The organism is Micromonospora polyrhachis, from assembly GCF_014203835.1.
GTDB lineage: Bacteria > Actinomycetota > Actinomycetes > Mycobacteriales > Micromonosporaceae > Micromonospora_H > Micromonospora_H polyrhachis.
The window spans coordinates 5,747,113-5,765,418 of record NZ_JACHJW010000001.1 but is presented as its reverse complement, the minus strand read 5'-3'; the positions used below and the strand labels follow the sequence as shown (position 1 = coordinate 5,765,418).

14 protein-coding genes are annotated in these 18,306 nt (G+C 68.4%); 6 read left to right on the top strand and 8 right to left on the bottom strand.

All coding sequences use genetic code 11. The annotated features are described in order from the left end of the window. Window positions 1-196 precede the first annotated feature (196 nt). The gene (locus FHR38_RS25550) at window positions 197-892 is read left to right on the top strand and encodes a 4a-hydroxytetrahydrobiopterin dehydratase family protein (RefSeq protein WP_184537040.1); all 696 of its coding nucleotides are present in this window, start codon (window positions 197-199) and stop codon (window positions 890-892) included. Window positions 893-954: 62 nt separating this feature from the next. Beyond that, window positions 955-1,578, top strand: coding sequence for a riboflavin biosynthesis intermediates N-glycosidase (gene ybiA, locus FHR38_RS25545; protein WP_184537039.1), 624 nt, complete (start codon window positions 955-957; stop codon window positions 1,576-1,578). Window positions 1,579-1,688: 110 nt separating this feature from the next. On the opposite strand, the gene FHR38_RS25540 is transcribed toward ybiA, so the two are convergent. The 7 genes from FHR38_RS25540 to rsgA form a co-directional block, all read right to left on the bottom strand. Further along, the gene (locus FHR38_RS25540; RefSeq protein WP_446685678.1) at window positions 1,689-2,315 is read right to left on the bottom strand and encodes a hypothetical protein; all 627 of its coding nucleotides are present in this window, start codon (window positions 2,313-2,315) and stop codon (window positions 1,689-1,691) included. A 412-nt stretch (window positions 2,316-2,727) separates the two neighbouring features. Further along, complete coding sequence (locus tag FHR38_RS25535; protein WP_184540201.1) at window positions 2,728-4,029, bottom strand: FAD-dependent oxidoreductase; 1,302 nt, start codon at window positions 4,027-4,029, stop codon at window positions 2,728-2,730. Window positions 4,030-4,082: 53 nt separating this feature from the next. After that, on the bottom strand, window positions 4,083-4,424 hold the full coding sequence (locus FHR38_RS25530) for a TcmI family type II polyketide cyclase (protein ID WP_184537038.1): 342 nt from the start codon (window positions 4,422-4,424) through the stop codon (window positions 4,083-4,085). Between the two features lie 168 nt (window positions 4,425-4,592). After that, window positions 4,593-6,731 carry an excinuclease ABC subunit UvrC gene (gene uvrC / locus FHR38_RS25525; protein WP_184537037.1) on the bottom strand — a complete coding sequence of 713 codons (2,139 nt, stop codon included), beginning with the start codon at window positions 6,729-6,731 and terminating at the stop codon, window positions 4,593-4,595. Window positions 6,732-6,874: 143 nt separating this feature from the next. Next, window positions 6,875-7,375 carry a Rieske (2Fe-2S) protein gene (locus FHR38_RS25520; protein WP_184537036.1) on the bottom strand — a complete coding sequence of 167 codons (501 nt, stop codon included), beginning with the start codon at window positions 7,373-7,375 and terminating at the stop codon, window positions 6,875-6,877. 187 nt (window positions 7,376-7,562) lie between these two features. Continuing rightward, window positions 7,563-10,526 (bottom strand): excinuclease ABC subunit UvrA, encoded by a 2,964-nt coding sequence (gene uvrA / locus FHR38_RS25515; protein WP_184537035.1) that lies wholly within the window; start codon window positions 10,524-10,526, stop codon window positions 7,563-7,565. 257 nt (window positions 10,527-10,783) lie between these two features. Next, the gene (gene rsgA, locus FHR38_RS25510; RefSeq protein WP_184537034.1) at window positions 10,784-11,848 is read right to left on the bottom strand and encodes a ribosome small subunit-dependent GTPase A; all 1,065 of its coding nucleotides are present in this window, start codon (window positions 11,846-11,848) and stop codon (window positions 10,784-10,786) included. 178 nt (window positions 11,849-12,026) lie between these two features. Between rsgA and FHR38_RS25505 the strand changes: the two genes are divergently transcribed. From FHR38_RS25505 to FHR38_RS25495, 3 genes are all read left to right on the top strand, one after another. Next, window positions 12,027-12,743 carry a maleylpyruvate isomerase family mycothiol-dependent enzyme gene (locus FHR38_RS25505; protein WP_184537033.1) on the top strand — a complete coding sequence of 239 codons (717 nt, stop codon included), beginning with the start codon at window positions 12,027-12,029 and terminating at the stop codon, window positions 12,741-12,743. A gap of 9 nt (window positions 12,744-12,752) precedes the next feature. After that, on the top strand, window positions 12,753-13,406 hold the full coding sequence (locus FHR38_RS25500; protein WP_184537032.1) for an MBL fold metallo-hydrolase: 654 nt from the start codon (window positions 12,753-12,755) through the stop codon (window positions 13,404-13,406). A gap of 93 nt (window positions 13,407-13,499) precedes the next feature. Continuing rightward, a complete protein-coding gene (locus FHR38_RS25495; RefSeq protein WP_221449182.1) occupies window positions 13,500-13,976 on the top strand; it encodes a nucleoside deaminase in 477 nt (158 codons plus the stop codon). A 75-nt stretch (window positions 13,977-14,051) separates the two neighbouring features. On the opposite strand, the gene FHR38_RS25490 is transcribed toward FHR38_RS25495, so the two are convergent. Further along, complete coding sequence (locus FHR38_RS25490; RefSeq protein WP_184537030.1) at window positions 14,052-17,036, bottom strand: S8 family serine peptidase; 2,985 nt, start codon at window positions 17,034-17,036, stop codon at window positions 14,052-14,054. A 178-nt stretch (window positions 17,037-17,214) separates the two neighbouring features. Between FHR38_RS25490 and FHR38_RS33345 the strand changes: the two genes are divergently transcribed. After that, on the top strand, window positions 17,215-18,210 hold the full coding sequence (locus tag FHR38_RS33345; RefSeq protein ID WP_221449181.1) for a LuxR C-terminal-related transcriptional regulator: 996 nt from the start codon (window positions 17,215-17,217) through the stop codon (window positions 18,208-18,210). Window positions 18,211-18,306 lie beyond the last annotated feature (96 nt).

The following is an 18,306-nucleotide window of genomic DNA, read 5'->3' as shown; positions in this document are numbered from 1 at the left end:
GCCAACATTCCGCGTCAGCCCGTCGCCAGCCTGGTGATCATGGCGCGATATGCCCCAGGCGGTAATGCGTCACCCTCGCCAACCAAAACCGGACATCGCGCGAGACACCCAGAATCGGACATCAGGCGCACTGTGCATCTTGGACAGCTTTTCGACGGGGTGGCACCTTCGCCGGGGCATATGTGAGGATGCCGCCATGGAACAGACGTTGAGTCGGCAGGCGGCTTCGGACGCGGTTAGTGACCAGGGCTGGCGCTATCTGCTGGGCTCGCTGCGTACGTCCGTACCTGTCGGTTCACTGCCTCAAGCGACGGACGTGGCGACGCAGGCGGTGGCGGCGTGCGGCGCCGACGCGGACGGACATCTACGCATCGACCTCCGGGCCGACCGGGTCGTCCTTACCTTGCAGTCGCTTGACCAGGCAAGGCTGACGGATTGCGATATCGACCTCGCCCATCGACTCTCCGCCGCCATCAACGACATCGGACTACAGACGCAGCCGGAAATCGGCACGGCGGCACTGCGGTCAGTGCAGTTCGTGGAGCTCGCCATCGACGCACTCGACATCGCAGCGGTCCGGCCGTTCTGGAAAGCCGTACTGGGCTATACGGACGAGCCGGAAGCCGCCGGTCCCACAAATGCAATCGTCGATCCTGTCGGGCAGGGGCCCGCGATCTGGTTCCAACAGATGGACCAGCCGCGCCCACAGCGGAACCGCATCCACTTCGATATCTGCGTCCCGCACGACGAAGCACCTAGGCGGATCGAAGCCGCCCTGGCGGCCGGTGGTCGGCTCGTTTCTGCGTCCGAGGCTCCCGCATTCTGGGTGCTCGCTGACCTCGAGGGCAACGAGGCTTGCGTGACCACCTGGCAGGGCCGCGACGACGCATAGTACGACGGGTTCGCCGGATAACAAGTAGAGCACCGATCACCCGCCGACTCATACTGCCGACCGTGACCGCTCCGCCCAATCCCCTTGCCTCTCCGCCCGACACCCTCCCCACGAACCCCGACACCCTCGCCGCGAGTCATGCCCGCCGTGTTGCCCGGGGCGAACGGATCAAGTTCCTCTACTTCTGGGGCCACCGCCCCGAACGCGACGGCCGCGTCGGGTCGGGGTGCCTGAGCCAATGGTGGCCAGCGGCATTCACCGTCGAGGGCAGGATCTATCCCACCGCCGAGCACTACATGATGTGGCGCAAGGCGAAGCTGTTCGGCGACGACGAGGCCGCCGAACGAATTCTTGCCGCTTCTCATCCGCAGCGGGCCAAGGCACTCGGTCGACAGGTACACCACTTCGACCAGCGACGCTGGGAGGAAGTGCGGTACGACATCGTGGTCGAGGGCAACGTCGCCAAGTTCAGTCAGCATGCCGACCTGCACCGATATCTGATGACCACCGGCGAACGGGTCCTGGTCGAGGCCAGTCCCCTGGACCGGGTCTGGGGCATCGGCCTCGCCGCCGACGACGAGCGAGCCGCTGACCCCGCCCGCTGGCGCGGGCTCAACCTGCTCGGTTTCGCCCTGATGCGGTCCCGCGCGATCCTGCGCGAGCACTCTTCCGAGCGCACCGAGTAAGACCTGTCACCGCCCGGCTGCCACGGCTGGGGCCCTTCCTAACACCAAGGCGGCGGTGGCCGGCCCCCATGGGTTTCGGGGGCCGGCCACCGCCGTCATGCCTATCCGTATCAGCTGTTCCAGTGCTCGGCGACCAGGTCAGCAGCCTGGGTCTCCCACTGCGCATAGTGGAACGGGTACGCCGACACCTGAACCTTCTGCGCCGCCTGCGTCAACGGCATCTCCTGCCAACCGTCAACCTGCTTCAGACCCTTCAGGAACGCCGTCGTCGAGTACTCCGGATCCGTGATCTGCTCCACCGAACCCCAACCCGAAGACGGACGCTGCTGGAACAGACCCTGCGAGTCGTGATCATTCCGGTCACCCAGATGACCCAGGTTCTCCAACTTCGACTCCTGCAGGCTCGTCGCGACAGCCACCACAGCGGCCCGCTCGTCCATACCAGCCTTCTTCGTGGCCTTGACGATCTCCTTGACGTTACTGGTCTGTTCACCGTTCAACGGGATCCGCGACTGCTCACCCTGCACACCGTGCGGGATCAGCTTGTCCATGGCCGGCTTGTCAGCCTGCACCACACCGACGACGGGCTTGGACTCGGTCGAAACGGTCTGTGCGGCCACAGCGGTACCGGCGATCGTGCCACCGGCAACAGCCAGTCCGGCGATACCCAGGGCGGTCCTACGAACAACGGAAGTCTCTGTGATGGCCGGGAGCCATCGGCTGAACTTGGTGTTCACGATGGTTACCTTCCATTCCGGGGGTGAACGCTCCAGGGGTGTTGGAGCGCTTCGGGGGAAAAGAGAAACGCCCGGACTGTTGGTGCTCGGGCGTACGCAATGTGTAACGACCTGCGGGGGCCAACCATTCCGGGGCCACCAGGTTGGTGCGTGATCGCGCCAGCTACTCGGTCGTACGTGGGTGTAACCGCTGGGGGCCGCCCCGCATTCCGCTGACGCGGCCCCCGGTCACACCACCTTGCGCAACATGGGTTCACATCTGGCACACAGGTCAGAGACAGACCGTCTCCGCGACGGGTTTCCGACCGGCCGGCGACCCTGCCGCCAGCGGTCCGGACAATACAAACCCAAAGCTCACGTTACGCCGCAAACGCACTCAAACTCGCCCTGGACCCCCGCCGGGGCATCGGTGTCAGATCTCGGCACCTCGCCGGGCATATATCTCGTTGAGGAATTTTCGTCGCAGTGGTGGAACCCGACTGGTGAGGCCGAAGTAGCTGCGCGCGGCCAGCAGCACGAACCGTCCGATGATCGGCCGATAGAGCGGATCGTCCCCACTGGTGCCGTTGTTGGCCAGCGAGTCGCTCACCCGGGCAAAGCCGTACGGGATCATCTCCGCCTCGTAGTCGGCGATGGCCTGGTGAAGCGTTTTGTCTCCGCAGCTCACGGCAGTGAGTTGCCGACAAAGCAGCGCAGCGTCGCGGAGGGCGGTGTTGGCACCCACCCCTCGGCCGGGGGTCATGGTGTGGATGGCGTCGCCGATCAGGGTGACGTTCGTCGACTTCCACGGCTCGACCGGCTCGGAGGTGGCGACCTTGACCGGTATGCAGCTGCCCGGATCACACTGGGCCAGCAGTTCCCGCAGATTGGGGTGCCAGTTTCTGGTCAGGTCCTGAGCGACCTGGACGAGGTCCATGCCACGCCGGGACATGATGTCCGCTGGAAAACGACGGTGGGCACTCCAGATGATGAGGTTGATGTAGTCACGCGTGTTGTCGTAGAGGAGACCGGGGCTCTCCGCGACCAGCGCCGGATCGGTGCCCCCGATCCCAACCTGGGGTACGGTGCCGAGCCTGGCCCAGTCGAAGCGCATGACGTGCAGGACGCCCATCAGCCCACCAGCACCGAAGATGAGCGAGATGCCGTCCCGCACCTGTTCGGTCAGCAGAGCCTCGGTCTGGGGAGTCAATGGGATCTTGATGGCGATGTTGATGCTCCCGGCATCGTTGATCCGGGCATGCGGCAGGTACTGCCGGCGAATCACCGAGTGTGTCCCGTCCGCCGCCACCAGCAGCCTCCCGGTGGCCGAGGTGCCGTCGGCGAAATGGGCGGTGACCGTGTCGTTGTCGTGCTGTTCGTAGTGGGTGCAGGTCTTGTCGAAATGCACCACGTCGTCGAGTCCGGTGAGCAGAACCTGCCGGAGGGTCATCCGGGAGACCGCGTGGTCACTGTTCATCGGGTCGGTGTCCGGCAACAACTCGAAGGACGCCGTCTGCCCCAGTTTCTCGGTCAGGACGTTGAAGTATTTTGGTGACCGGGCACAGGTGGCCAGGAAGGTCGAGAAGAGCTCCGGCGGCAGGCACTCCTTCAGCGCCCGGGTCCCGGTAGGACCGATGCCGAGGCGGTAACCGTGCAGTCCGTCCCGCCGGGTCCGGTACCGCTCGTAGACCGCGACCCCGATGCCGGCCCGTTTGAGACCGTGTGCCAGGCACATACCACCGGTGCCGGCACCGATGACGATGACATCGACCGGTTCGGTGGATGTGGTCACTCTGGGTTCCCCGACGCGAGTATCGGCGCATCCCAACGGTAGAAGCACGTCATCATGGCGTCCCGGGGCGAGCGCCAGGTGGCCAGGTACGGCGACGTGCAGGTCGACAGCTCCTTCTGCATCTGGATGAACAGCGGGTGCCGGGTGCCCGCCTCCAGTCCCGGACCGGCCCCGTCCATTTCGAGCAGGTGCACGAAGAGGTCGCCCAGGCGATACAGCGACCGATGTCGGGTGCCGGTGATGTCGGGCAGCTCCGACCTGTCCGACTCGGTGAAGATCTCCGCTATCCGCTCTTCCGCGCCGGGAACGATCTTGCCAGCGATCAGCAGACGACTCATCAAATCCCCCAGCCCTGGTGCTTCTTCCCTCTCGCAGGGCACCGACCTGTGCACCTGCTGTGAGCACCATGCGGGGTATGACGTCAACCAACCGTCACCGTCGGCCTGCCGCGTGGTGACGGGCGTCGCCGTACCGCAGCCGGCACAACGGGACCGGCTGCTCGACCGTCAGGATGCGACTGGCGGGTCGCCCTTCTGCAGGGCAGCGACGATCGTCTCGGCGGTACGTCGACCGATGCCGGGCACCTCGACGACCTCGTCGACGGTTGCCGCCGCGAGCCGCTTGACCGACCCGAAGTGCCGCAGCAGTGCCTTGCGGCGTACTTCGCCCAATCCGGGGACGTTGTCGAGCCCGGAGGCGGTCATCCGCTTGGACCGTCGCTGTCGGTGGAAGGTGATGGCGAACCGGTGTGCCTCGTCCCGGATGCGTTGTAGCAGGTAGAGCCCTTCGGAGGTGCGGGGCAGGATCACCGGGAACTCGTCGCCGGGCACCCACACCTCCTCCAGCCGTTTGGCCAGCCCGCACAGGGCGATGTCGGTGATGCCCAACTCGGCCAGTACGGCCGCAGCGGCGGCAACCTGCGGTTGGCCACCGTCGACCACCACCAGTTGCGGTGGGTACGCGAACTTGCGTGGCCGCCCGGTGGTGGGGTCGATCCCCGGCCGTTCCGGTTCGGCCACCACGTCGTCGTCAGCCGTTTCGTCGCCGAGTACCGCGTCGTCGGCCACACCGTCACCGAGTGCCGCGTCGTCGTCAGCCGTTTCGTCGCCGAGTACCGCGTCGTCGGCCACACCGTCACCGAGCGCGGACGCGTCCACCTCGCTCGGTCCGTCGACACCGAGGTCGCCGGCCTCGGTGGTGAAGTAGTTGCCCGCCACCACCGAGGCATCGGGTTCGCCCTGGGTACTCGCCGCCGCGTCGAGGTAGCGAGCGAACCGGCGACGCAGCACCTCGGACATCGCCGACAGGTCGTCGGTAGCGCCGCGGACCGCGAACCGGCGGTATTCGCTCTTACGGGGCAACCCGTCCTCGAACACCACCATGCTGGCCACCACATCGGTGCCCTGGATCTGCGAGACGTCGTAGCACTCGATGCGCAGCGGTGAGGTGTCCATCCCCAGTGCCTCGGCGATCTCGTCGAGCGCCTTCCCCCGGGTGGTCAGATCACCGGCCCGGCGCAGCTTGTGCCGGGTCAACGCCTCGCCGGCGTTACGGGCGACCGTCTCCAGCAGCGTCTTCTTGTCGCCCCGCTGCGGCACCCGCAGGGTGACCCGGCTGCCCCGATGTTCCGACAGCCAGGCCGTCAGTGTGTCGGCATCGCTGGGCAGTTCCGGCACCAGCAGTTCCCGGGGTACGTCGGCCTCACCGTGCTCACCGCCGTAGACCTGGGTGCAGAAGTGCCGCACCAGGTCACCGGGGCTGAGGTCCTCCACCTTCTCCACCACCCAGCCGCGCTGGCCTCGTACCCGGCCGTCGCGGACGTGGAAAACCTGGACGGCGGCCTCCAACGGGTCGTCGGCGAAGGCGACGACGTCGGCGTCGGTGCCGTCACCGAGCACCACGGTCTGCTTCTCCATCGCCCGACGCAGTGCGGCGATGTCGTCGCGCAGCCGGGCGGCCCGCTCGAACTCCAACTGCTCGCTGGCCTCGATCATCTCGCGTTCCAAGCGTCGGACCATGCTGTCGGTACGCCCGGCCATGAAGTCGCAGAAGCCGTCGACGATATCCCGGTGCTCGGCTGGTGACACCCGCCCCACGCAGGGCGCGGAGCACTTGCCGATGTCGCCCAGCAGGCAGGGACGCCCGACCTGACCGGCCCGTTTGAAGACCCCGGCCGAACAGGTCCGCGCGGGGAAGACCCGCAGCAACAGGTCCAGCGTCTCCCGGATCGCCCAGGCGTGCGAGTACGGCCCGAAGTAGCGCACCCCCTTGCGCTTGGCACCCCGCATCACCTGCAGCCGGGGGAACTCCTCGTCGAGCGTCACCGCCAGATAGGGGTACGACTTGTCGTCGCGGTACCGCACGTTGAACCGAGGGTCGTACTGCTTGATCCAGTTGTATTCGAGCTGGAGCGCCTCGACCTCGGTGCCGACGGTGACCCAGTCGACGGAGGCCGCGGTGGTGACCATTTGCTGGGTGCGCTGGTGCAGGTTCCAGATGTCGCCAAAGTAGGAGTTGAGCCGGCTGCGCAGGCTCTTGGCCTTACCGACGTAGATCACCCGACCGGTGGGGTCACGGAAGCGATAGACCCCGGGCGCCTCGGGGATGGTGCCGGGCGCCGGACGGTAGGTCGAGGGATCAGCCACAGCGGCAAGCCTAATCCGTACCTCTGTCAAGATCCGTTAGTGCGACGGCTGGGCGCGGCACAGGCCGTGCTAGCGCGACGGCTGGCGCGACCTGTTGCCGCGCCAGCCGTCGATGGTGGTGCCGGTGGTGCCGGTAATCTCCGTCAGAGCAGGTGGATCTGGTCGCCCTCGACCTTGATCTTCTTTTCCGGCAGCGGCTCGGTGGCCGGCTTCACCTTGACGGAGCCGTCGACCACGGAGAACTTGCTGCCGTGGCAGGTGCAGTTGATCGTGCCGCCATCGACGCTGGAGAGCGGGCACTCCTTGTGGGTGCAGAGCGCACTGAAGCCCTTGAACTCACCGGCGGTGGGCTGGGTGATCACCACCCCCTGCTCAGCGAAGATCTTTCCGCCGCCGACCGGGATGTCGCTCGTCCGGGCCAGCGCACCGGAGTTGCCCGGGGCGGTGCCGGAGCTGCCCGGGTCGCTGCCGGTGGGCGGCGCCCCGGTCCCGTTACCGGTCGTACCCTCGCGCCCCGCGTCCCCGTCGGAGTCGTCGCTGCCGCATGCGGCCAGAACCGCCGCGACCCCGACCGCACCGGCGCTCGCCAACAGCACACGACGCGTACGGGCACCCGACCCGGGCACCGCCTGATCCTCACTCATGCCTTGCCTTCCTCTCGGTTGCCACGCTTCCGACCGCCCGCGACCAGGGCGGATGGACGGCCATGCCAGTAGACACGCAACCGACCGTCGATCGGTTCATCCCTCTCGACCGGTTCATCCCGGCAACTGGCTCATCGCCCGTCGACCGGTCCGTCGACGGGAGAGCGCCCAGGCGTATGCCTCGGAGCTACCCGTTGTCAGCGCGACCGGCGGCGGATTTCCGGGTCGCTCGGGACTTTCCTCCGGTGGCGGTGCCATTGGCCTTCGCCGCCCGGGCGGTCGCCTCGGTCGCCCCCTGCGGCTCACCGTCGAGGCCGAGTACCGGCCGCAGGAACCGACCGGTATGGCTCTCCGGCACCTCGGCCAACTCCTCCGGTGTGCCGGTGGCCAGCACCGTACCGCCCCGGTGACCGCCCTCCGGTCCCATGTCGATCAGCCAGTCGGCGGTCTTGATCACGTCCAGGTTGTGCTCGATGACGATGATCGTGTTGCCCTTGTCGACCAGGCTCTCCAGCACCCCGAGCAGCTTACGGATGTCCTCGAAGTGCAGGCCGGTGGTCGGCTCGTCAAGCACGTACACCGTCCGCCCGCTTGAGCGTTTCTGCAGCTCGGACGCGAGCTTGACACGTTGTGCCTCACCGCCGGAGAGGGTGGGCGCCGGCTGGCCCAGCCGCACGTAGCCGAGCCCGACGTCGACCAGGGTCTTTAGGTGCCGGTGGATGGCCGGGATCGCGGAGAAGAAGTCGGCCGCCTCCTCGATCGGCATCTCCAGGATGTCGGAGACCGTCTTGCCCTTGTAGTGGACCTCCAGGGTCTCCCGGTTGTAGCGGGCTCCCTTGCAGACCTCACACGGCACGTAGACGTCGGGCAGGAAGTTCATCTCGATCTTGATCGTGCCGTCACCGCTGCACGCCTCGCAGCGCCCGCCCTTGACGTTGAACGAGAACCGGCCGGGGCCGTACCCCCGGACCTTGGCCTCGGCGGTCTCGGCGAAGAGCTTGCGGACGTGGTCCCAGACCCCGGTGTAGGTGGCCGGGTTGGAGCGCGGAGTCCGGCCAATCGGCGACTGGTCGACGCCGACGACCTTGTCCACCTGGTCGAGGCCGGTGATCCGGGTGTGCCGGCCGGGCACCAGCCGGGCCCGGTTGAGCTGATTGGCCAGTACGGTGTAGAGAATGTCGTTGACCAGGGTCGACTTGCCCGAGCCACTGACCCCGGTGACCGCGATGAACTGTCCCAGCGGGAACGGCACGGTCAGGTTACGCAGGTTGTGCTCCCGGGCACCGTGCACCACCAGCTCCCGGCCCGGGGTCTGCGGCCGGCGCTGCTTCGGCGTCGGGATCGACCTACGACCGGAGAGGTACGCCCCAGTCACCGATTCGTCGCTGCTCAGCAGCTCGGCCACCGGGCCGCTGTGCACGATCCGACCGCCGTGTTCCCCAGCCCCCGGTCCGATGTCGACGATCCAGTCGGCGACCCGGATGGTGTCCTCGTCGTGCTCGACGACGATCAGGGTGTTACCCAGGTTCCGGAGCCGGACCAGTGTCTCGATCAACCGCTGGTTGTCCCGCTGGTGCAGGCCGATCGACGGCTCGTCCAGGACGTAGAGCACGCCGACCAGCCCAGACCCGATCTGGGTGGCCAACCGGATGCGCTGCGCCTCGCCACCGGAGAGGGTGCCAGCCGGCCGGTCCAACGACAGGTAGTCCAACCCGACGTCGACCAGGAACTGCAACCGCGCGTTGATCTCCTTGAGCACCCGCTCTGCGATCAACTTCTGCCGGTCGGTCAGGGTCATGCCGCCAAGCAGCTCCGCGCACTCCCCCACGGAGAGGGCGCAGACCTCGGCAATGCTCCGCCCGGCGAGGGTGACCGCCAGCACCTCCGGCTTGAGTCGGGCCCCGCCACAGGCGGCACACGGTACGTCCCGCATGTAGCCCTCGTACTTCTCACGGGACCAGTCCGACTCGGTGTCGTTGTGCCGGCGTTCGATCCACTGCACCACGCCCTCGAAGCCGGTGTAGTAGGAGCGCTCGCGGCCGTACTTGTTGCGGTAACGGACGTGCACCTGGTCGCCGGAGCCGTGCAGGATCGTCTTCTGCGCGCGGGCCGGCAGCTTGCGCCACGGGGTGTCCAGGTCGAAGTGCTCCGCCTCGCCCAACGCCTCCAGCAGGTGCAGGAAGTATTCGAGGGTCTGCCCGCCGGCCCACGGCTGGATCGCCCCTTCCCGCAGGGTGCGCTCCGGGTCCGGCACGATCAGCTCCGGGTCGACCTCCTTCTTCATCCCCAGGCCCGTGCACTCCGGGCAGGCACCGTAGGGAGCATTGAAGGAGAAGACCCGGGGTTCGAGGTCCTCGATCGCCAGCGGGTGGTCGTTGGGGCAGGCCAGGTGCTCGGAGTAGCGACGTTCCCGGTCGGGGTCGTCCTCGGCCAGGTCGACGAAGTCGAGCAGGACGATCCCGCCGGAGAGGCCGAGCGCGGACTCGATCGAGTCGGTGAGTCGCTGCTTGGCGCTGGCCTTCACGGCGAGCCGGTCGACCACCACCTCGATGGTGTGTTTCTCCTGCTTCTTGAGCTTCGGCGGCTCGGTCAGCGGATGGACCACCCCGTCGACCCGGGCCCGGGCGTAGCCCTTGGCCTGCAATTCGGCGAAGAGGTCGACGTATTCGCCCTTGCGTCCCCGCACGACCGGGGCGAGCACCATGAACCGGGTGCCCTCCGCCATGGCCAGCACCCGGTCGACGATCTGCTGCGGGCTCTGCCGGGAGATGCGCTCGCCACAGACCGGGCAGTGCGGCTCGCCGACCCGGGCGAAGAGGAGACGCAGGTAGTCGTAGACCTCGGTGATGGTGCCGACGGTCGAGCGCGGGTTGCGCGAGGTGGACTTCTGGTCGATCGAGACGGCTGGGCTCAGGCCTTCGATGAAGTCGACGTCCGGCTTGTCCATCTGGCCGAGGAATTGCCGGGCGTAGGAGGAGAGCGATTCGACGTACCGTCGCTGCCCCTCGGCGAAGATCGTGTCGAAGGCGAGGCTGGACTTGCCCGAGCCGGAGAGGCCGGTGAAGACGATCATGGCGTCCCGCGGCAGGTCGAGGCTGACGTCACGCAGGTTGTGCTCGCGTGCGCCACGGATGATCAATCGATCGGTCACTGTCCGCGTACTCCAGGGAGGATTAAAAGAGCTTTTGTCCGGTTTTGTCAGTGCGCTAGGCACGCATCGGCAACTCTAGCCCGGGGGTACGACAGTATTCCGGCTCGACGAATCGCGCCCGATGAGGAAGGTGCGACGCGCCCGGTTGGCAGGTGCGACGCGCCCGGTTGGCAGGTACGACGCGCCCGGTTGGCAGGTGTGAGGAAGGGCCCCTTCCAAGGCAGAAGGCCATGGAGAAGAGACCCTTCCCGACCTGCTTACGGGCGGGCGGTACGGCGCTCCCGGCGAAGCCGGCGCCAGTCCGCCCGGCGCACGGCAGCCAACCGGGCATCCCGTCGCCGGGTCTCGAACTCCACCTCACGCTGGAGCTTCTGCCAGCTCTCCCACCGGCGATAGGCCAGATCACCGGATTCCAGCGCGGCCCGTACGGCGCACCCTGGCTCCCCCTCGTGGGCACAGTCGGTGAACCGGCAGGCCGCGATCAACTCGGTGACGTCGGCGAAGGTGTGCTCCAGCCCGTCGGCCATGTCGAGCAGGCCCACCGCCCGGACACCCGGGGTGTCCAGCACCGCCCCGCCACCCGGGATCGGGACGAGCGCCCGATAGGTGGTGGTGTGCCGCCCCTTGCCGTCCGCCCGCCGGATGCCCTGGGTGGTCATCACCGTGGCCCCGGCCAACGCGTTGACCAGCGTCGACTTACCGGCACCGGAGGGCCCGAACAGCGCCAGGGTACGACCGGCGACCACCCACGGTCGGAGCGTCTCCACGCCGTCCCCCCGCTCGGCGCTGACCGGGAACACCTCGACCCCCGGAGCCACCTCCGCCACCTGGGCGGCGACCGTCGCCGGATCCGCCACCAGATCGCTCTTGGTCAGCACCACCAGCGGCTGCGCACCGGACTCCCAGGCGAGGGCGAGCAGCCGCTCCACCCGGGCCACGTCCGGAGCCGGGTGCATCGGCTCGACCACGGCCACGACGTCCGGGTTGGCCGCCAGCACCTGCCCGACCGAGTCCTTGTCGGCGGTACGCCGGACCAGGGCGGTCCGCCGGGGCAGCACCGCCTCCACCGTGCAGCGGTCGTCCGACCAGGCACGGACCAGCACCCAGTCCCCGGCACAGGGCAGGTTGACCCGGTCGACGGAGGCGGCGGCCAGCATCGCACCGCCGAGGCTGGCCCGAACGGTGCCATCGGCGCACAGCACGGTGCAGATCCCCCGGTCGACCCGGACCACCCGGCCAGGTCGATGGCCGGCCGCGATGCGGCGGCGGCAGGTTGCGGCGAGGGAAGCGTCCCAGCCGAGGGACGCGAGATCGAACAGCATGTCAACCCCTGTGGATGTCGACGACGGAGATGGGGAACACGCGCACGGCGACCGGCATGCTCTCCACCTCCGTTCCAGGACCGGGTGACGCGTCAGCCTCGACGGTAGGGGGTGGCCGGGATCCACGGAAAGCCATTTCCGGCCTGACCGGGACCGGCCTGGCCGCTAGGGTCAGGGCGTGACGGCAGACCCACTCCTTCTTATGGGCGAGGTGGACCTCGCCACCGAGCGGTTGCTCCAGAGCGCGGCGTCACTCGACGAGGCCGGGCTCGCCGGCCCGTCGCTGCTGCCCGGCTGGACCCGTGGGCACGTACTGGCCCACCTCGCCCGGCAGGCCGACGCGATGATCAATCTGTTGACCGCCGCGCGCACCGGCGAGGACATTCCCGCGTACGCCAGCCCCGCCGACCGCGAGGCCGACATCGAGGCGGGCGCGGGGCGTACCCTGGCGATCCATCTGGACGACCTGCGGGAGTCCACCGCCCGGTTCGCGGCCGTGGCCGCCGCCATGCCGGTGGAGGCCTGGGCCGCGACGGTCATCGCCCGGGGTGGGCCGAGGGTGGCCGCCACCCTGGTCTGGAGTCGACTCCGCGAGGTGGAGGTGCACCACGTCGACCTGGCCGCCGGGTACGCCCCGACGGACTGGCCCGAGGCCTGCGGTCACCGTCTGCTGCACGAGGTGGTCACCGACCTCGCCGGCCGCTCCGACGTACCGCCGTTGGTGCTCACCCTCGACGGCGCGGCCCACCAGCTGACCATCGGTGAGCCGGACGGCGCGCCGACCATCACCGGGCCGGTCAACGAACTGGCGGGCTGGTTGATCGGCCGATCGAGTGGTGATGGTCTCACCGTCACGCCCGCCGGTCCGTTGCCGGTTCCACCAAGATGGCTGTAAGGGTAGGGCATGTCATACACCGGAGAGATCCCGCCGGGCGATGGCCCCGTCATACGTGAACTGGCTGGCCTGACCATCACCAAGGTGTCGGTCGGCCCGATGGACAACAACGCCTACCTGCTGCGCTGCCGGTCGACCGGTGACCAGTTGCTCATCGACGCGGCCAACGAGGCACCCCGGCTGCTGGAGCTGATCGGGGATGCCGGACTGTCCACGGTGGTCACCACCCACCAGCACCCGGACCACTGGCTGGCACTGACCGACGTTGTGACGGCCACCGGTGCCCGTTCACTGGTGCACACCGACGACGCCGACGGCCTGCCGATCCCCTCCGAGACACTCGCCGACGGCGACGTGGTCCGGTTCGGTGACTGCGAACTGGAGGTCACCCACATCGTCGGGCACACCCCCGGTTCGGTCGTGCTGCTCTACCGCGACCCGGAGGGCATCCCGCACCTCTTCACGGGGGACGTTCTCTTTCCGGGTGGGGTCGGCAACACCGACCGGGACCCGGAGCGGTTCGCGCCGCTGATCGACGGCGTCGAGCACAAGATCTTCGGCCGGCTGCCGGACGAGACCTGGTTCTACCCGGGCCACGGCAAGGACGGCACCCTCGGCAACGAACGGCCGGCGCTGCCCGAGTGGCGGGCCCGAGGCTGGTGACGGCCAGTTCTCGACTCGGGCCGGGTGCCTCCGCCGGCAGGCGGCACCCCGCCGGGCCGAATCAAGTCGAAAAGCGGCAGATAGGGTCTCATGGTGGATGAGTCAGAGCTCTGTCACCTCCGCCGGTGCATCGAGTTGGCCGGCGAAGCCCTGGACCAGGGCGACGAACCTTTCGGGTCGGTGCTTGTCGCGGCCGACGGGACCGTACTGGCCGAGGACCACAACCGGGTCGCGGGTGGTGACCGGACCCGGCACCCGGAGTTCGAACTGGCCCGCTGGGCGGCGGCCAACATGTCCCCGGCTGCACGAGCACAGGCAACGGTCTACACCTCCGGTGAGCACTGTCCGATGTGCGCGGCGGCACACGGCTGGGTCGGTCTCGGCCGAATCGTGTACGTCAGCTCCTCGGCGCAGTTGGTCACCTGGCTGACCGAGTTGGGGGTGCCCCCACCCCCCGTCCGTCCCCTGCCGATCCAGGAGGTCGCACCTGGCGTCCTGGTGGAGGGGCCGGTGCCCGCACTCGCCGAGCAGGTACACGACCTGCATCGCCGGTTCCACGGAACCCGCTGACGGCGGTCGAGTGTGGGACAAGGAACAGCGGGGCCAGACGACGCTGTCCGGCCCCGCTGCCCGTACGGGCTCAGGTCAGTTGACGCTGACGACCGTGCCGGCACCGTTCGGGTACTCGACGTAGCCCGTGTGCCGCCCGGCGGGCACACCCGACCAGTTGGCCGTGACCGTCAACGGAGTCCCGGGGGTGACCTTGGGGTTCTTGGGGGACGCGGTCAGGCTGCCGACGCCGCCCTTGCCGGTGACCTGGTTCACCTGCAGGGTGAACGGCGTCTCCGTGGTTCCCGGTAGCGTCTCGAGGGCGACGACCACCACGAAGTACGTGCCGGGCTTCGGGTTCGCAATCGCGTGCCGCTCGTCGGCCGACCCGAAGCTCGACACGTACTCGATTGCCAGGGTTCCGTTCTCCTGCCGGAAGACGGCCAGGAAGAGCGGTGCCTGTGGGTTGTCCGCACGTACGCTGAACTCCGCGGCCTTGGTGCCAGTGGGCACCGTGACCTGGAACTGCGTGCCATTGGGGTCATAGCTGTTCGCGGTGGCCGGGACCAGCGGCCCCGAGACCATCCCGTACGCCTTGATCGGGAACTTCTTGACCGCCGGGGTCACCTCGAAGGACACCGAGCCTGCCGGGCCGCTGCCGCGCACCTGGGTCGGCGCGATCGCGGTCTGCGGGGTCACCACGATCGGGCTGCGTACGGCGGTGCCACGGCCCGTCCAGGTCAGCGAGCCGACCGTCGGCACACCGACGGGAGCCGTCCTGAGCTGCATGGTGACGGTGAAATCCTTGGTCTCCCCCGCCTTCCTGAACTTCAGGGTGGACGGGCTCACCTTGACCTTCAAACCGGGCAGGTCCACCTTGGCGTGGTAAACGCCGGGGGTAACGGCGGTGACCTTACGGGTGACGGTCCGGGTGCCGAAGAGATCACCGACAGCGATCGACGGGTAGTTGAGGTCGCCGCTCTGGATCGGTGCGACCCCTGAACCCGTCCGGTAGCCCAGACCCTCCAGGAAGCCCAGCCAGTCCCGCTCGGACGCGTCGTAGACGAGGCCGGGGGTGAGCATCCGGGCCGGGTCGACCTGCCCCGCACCCTGGGCGAAGACGTCGGTGCTCCGCTTCCCGGTCGCGGTCTTGGTCGCGAAGGTGGTGGTCATCATCGCCGACTTGACCTCTGCCGGTGACCAGTCCGGGTGCTTGGCGAGGTAGAGCGCCGCAAGACCAGCGATGTGCGGAGCGGCCATCGAGGTGCCGGAGTAGAAGTCGAAGTTCTTCCCCTCGTTACCGGGCGGAGCCACCGCCGCGAGGATCGCGACGCCGGGAGCCGCGATGTCCGGCTTCAGCAGGTCCCCGACCCGCTCCGCCGGACCACGCGAGGAGAAGGCCGCCACCTGGGGGTATGGCATGCTCGGCCCGGTCGGCAGCAGGGTGACCTGCGCACCGGCGGTCGCCGCGTACTCCTGCGCGGCCTGGGTGTCGGGCGCGTTGATGTGCACGGTGGGCACGCTGTGCAGGTCGCCGCTGAGGTCCTGGTCGGTCGGGTTGGCCAGCACCATTCCGACACCGCCGGCCCGCGCGACCTCGGCGGACTTCTCCGTCCGTGCGACGACGCCACGGAGGCAGAGGACCACCTTGCCGGCCACCTTGGCCGGGTCGAGGGTGCCGGCCATGCAGTTGTCGGCTTCGGCGTCAGCGGCGGTGGCGGCCTTCGCTGCCCCGGCCGCGATCAGTGGCTTCGGTCCGAACGCCGCCGCGACGGTGGTGCTGGTGCCGGTGAAGCGGGCACCGTTGCCCAACTCCACGCTGGCCGGGTACGGAGCGACTGTGCTCGCGGCCACCGTCGTGTTCCACGGCGCGGTGTTGTCCAGCGTCGACGCGTCTGGTCCGCTGTTACCGGCGGAGGCGGAGACGAAGACACCCGCCGCTGCCGCGTTCAGGAAGGCCATCTCGGTCGGGTCGTTGGGGTACGACTCCGACGACCCACCCACCGAGTAGTTGATCACGTCTACGCCGTCGGCGACGGCCTGGTCGATGGCGGCGACGATGTCCGACGCGTGCCCACCGGTCAGATCGTCGTCGGTCGCCTGCCAGAGCGCCTTGTAGACCGCGATCTTCGCCCCCGGGGCGACGCCGGAGATCTGCCCGAAGTCGACCCCCCGCTCGGTGACCGGGACGGCGGTGTTCCCAGCCGCCGTTCCGGCGGTGTGCGTGCCGTGCCCCTGCGCGTCGCGGGGAGAGACGTAGTCCTTCCGCTTGGCCGGCGGAACGATCTTCAGCCAGGAATCCCCGAAGTACCGGGCGCTGATGACCTTCTCGTTACAGACGGTCGCGGCGAATTCCTCGCCGGTCTGGCAGGTGCCGGTGAACGTGCCACCGTCGGCCTTGCGCATGACGGTGGTCGTGCCCTGGAGATAGGGCCGGTACGGATCGGTCGCCGTGGGTGGGGTCGCGCCGAGCGCCGGCGCGGTGAACGACGTACTCTCCGGCCAGATTCCGGTGTCGATGACGCCGACGACAACGCCCTTGCCGGCGTTGGCGGTGCCGCCAAGCGTGGACCACACGCCCTTCCTACCGGAGAGCCCGAGGAAGTCGACCGAGTTGCGGTCGTTGGTGGGCTTGTAGAGCTTGTCCGGGGCGACGGAGACCACGCCACCCGTGGCCATCAGTTTCACGACCTGGGCACGGGTCAGTTCCGCGAGGAAGCTGTTGGAGGTGACGGAGTAGCTCCTGAGTGGCTGGGCGCCGACGGTGCGCGCCGCCCTGGTGTGCTTGTCCTTGAGGTGGGTGCGGTAGCGCTGGGCGTTGGCGGTGCCCACGTCCACCTTCTTGCCCTTACCGGGCTTGGTGCCAGCGATTCCGGCAACGCCACCCTCGTAGGTGGCGAGTGGCTTGTCGGCCAGGGTGACGATGTACCTACCGATGCCGCCGGCACCCGAGGGCAGGACGCTCGGCACATTCGGGGCTGTCGGCTGGGCGAATGCCGCGACCGGGCTGACCGTGACCGCCAGGGCTGCGGCGACCAGCGCCGCGCCGTACGCGTGGGTCTTTCGAATCTTGCGGGCCATTGCTCCTCTTTGGGGGTAGGGGCGAAGGGAGCTTGTCCACTCGGCAAGATCGCCAGGTGGGACGGGTAGCAGTCAACGGCCAGGCAGCGGGCGTTGTCGAGATATCTTCATGACGTCTTCGGTCACGTGGCGAACCTCGCCACCGGCCCGAGCGACACGATCATGGGTCGGGTGAGACGTGCGGAACGAGCCGGTGCTGGGTGCGGTGGGCATCAGCGAATTCGACGAAGAGGTCTACCGTCTCCTCCTCGGGCGGCCCGACGAACCACTGTCGGCGATCGCCGGCACCCTGGGCGTCAACCCTTCCCGGGTCCGCAACGTCGTCGCCCGACTGACCAGGCTCGGCCTACTCCGACGGATCGCTCCCGGCAGATACGAGCCCATCGGTCCGGAGACGGCGCTCACGGCACTCGTCTCCCGGCGACGGCTGGAGACGGAAGCCGCGCTGGACGGCGTACGGGCCGCAACGGCGGATCTCGCCCGGCTGTTCCAGACCGCCCGACTCCGCGATCCCGTACGTTGGATCGAGGTGCTGTCGGGGCAGGAGACGGTCAACCGTCGGGTGGACGAACTCACCCAGTCGGTACGCACCCACCTGTGGGTGCTCGACCGGCCGCCGTACATGAAGCAGGTGGCCGGCATTCCAGACACCAACGAGGCCGAGATCGCCGAGACCGAGGATCTGATCGCCAAGGGGGTGGACATCCGGAGCGTGTACTGCCCGGAGTCCCTGGGACGGCCGGGCCGGTTCGAGGTGCTGGTGGAGCTGGCCAAGGCCGGCGAGCAGGCCCGGATGCTGCCCGAGCTGCCGTTCAAGCTGCGGATCATGGACATGCGGATGGCCCTCGTCTCGCTCACCGGCGGGGTCTACGACAATCTCGCGCTGATCCACCCCTCCGGCCTGCTCGACGCACTCGTCGAGTTGTTCAAGGCGTACTGGGAACGGGCTACGCCACTGCTCGGCGCGCAGCAGCCGGCGGACGACGAGCCGAGCGACGAGGACCTGCTCCTGCTCCGAATGCTCAAGGCCGGCCTCAAGGACGAGGCCATCGCCCGTCAGCTCGGGGTCAGTGCCCGCACCGCCACCCGTCGGATCGCGTCGGTCATCGACCGGCTGGGGGCCACTACCCGGTTCCAGGCCGGGGTCGAGGCGGCTACCCGGGGCTGGCTCTGACCGTACTCGGACGCGGCCGACTGCCACCAGGGTCGGACGGCGCTGGTATCGACTACGGCCGGATGGACCACGCAGATCACATCGATGGTGCACCAT

Bases quoted from the DNA above. Each gene is read 5' to 3' on its own strand.
- FHR38_RS25520 (WP_184537036.1), bottom strand. From the start codon at position 7,375: ATGAGTGAGGATCAGGCGGTGCCCGGGTCGGGTGCCCGTACGCGTCGT.
- FHR38_RS25500 (WP_184537032.1), top strand. From the start codon at position 12,753: ATGTCATACACCGGAGAGATCCCGCCGGGCGATGGCCCCGTCATACGT.
- FHR38_RS25490 (WP_184537030.1), bottom strand. From the start codon at position 17,036: ATGGCCCGCAAGATTCGAAAGACCCACGCGTACGGCGCGGCGCTGGTC.
- FHR38_RS25530 (WP_184537038.1), bottom strand. From the start codon at position 4,424: ATGAGTCGTCTGCTGATCGCTGGCAAGATCGTTCCCGGCGCGGAAGAG.
- FHR38_RS25535 (WP_184540201.1), bottom strand. From the start codon at position 4,029: ATGTGCCTGGCACACGGTCTCAAACGGGCCGGCATCGGGGTCGCGGTC.
- rsgA (WP_184537034.1), bottom strand. From the start codon at position 11,848: ATGCTGTTCGATCTCGCGTCCCTCGGCTGGGACGCTTCCCTCGCCGCA.
- FHR38_RS25550 (WP_184537040.1), top strand. From the start codon at position 197: ATGGAACAGACGTTGAGTCGGCAGGCGGCTTCGGACGCGGTTAGTGAC.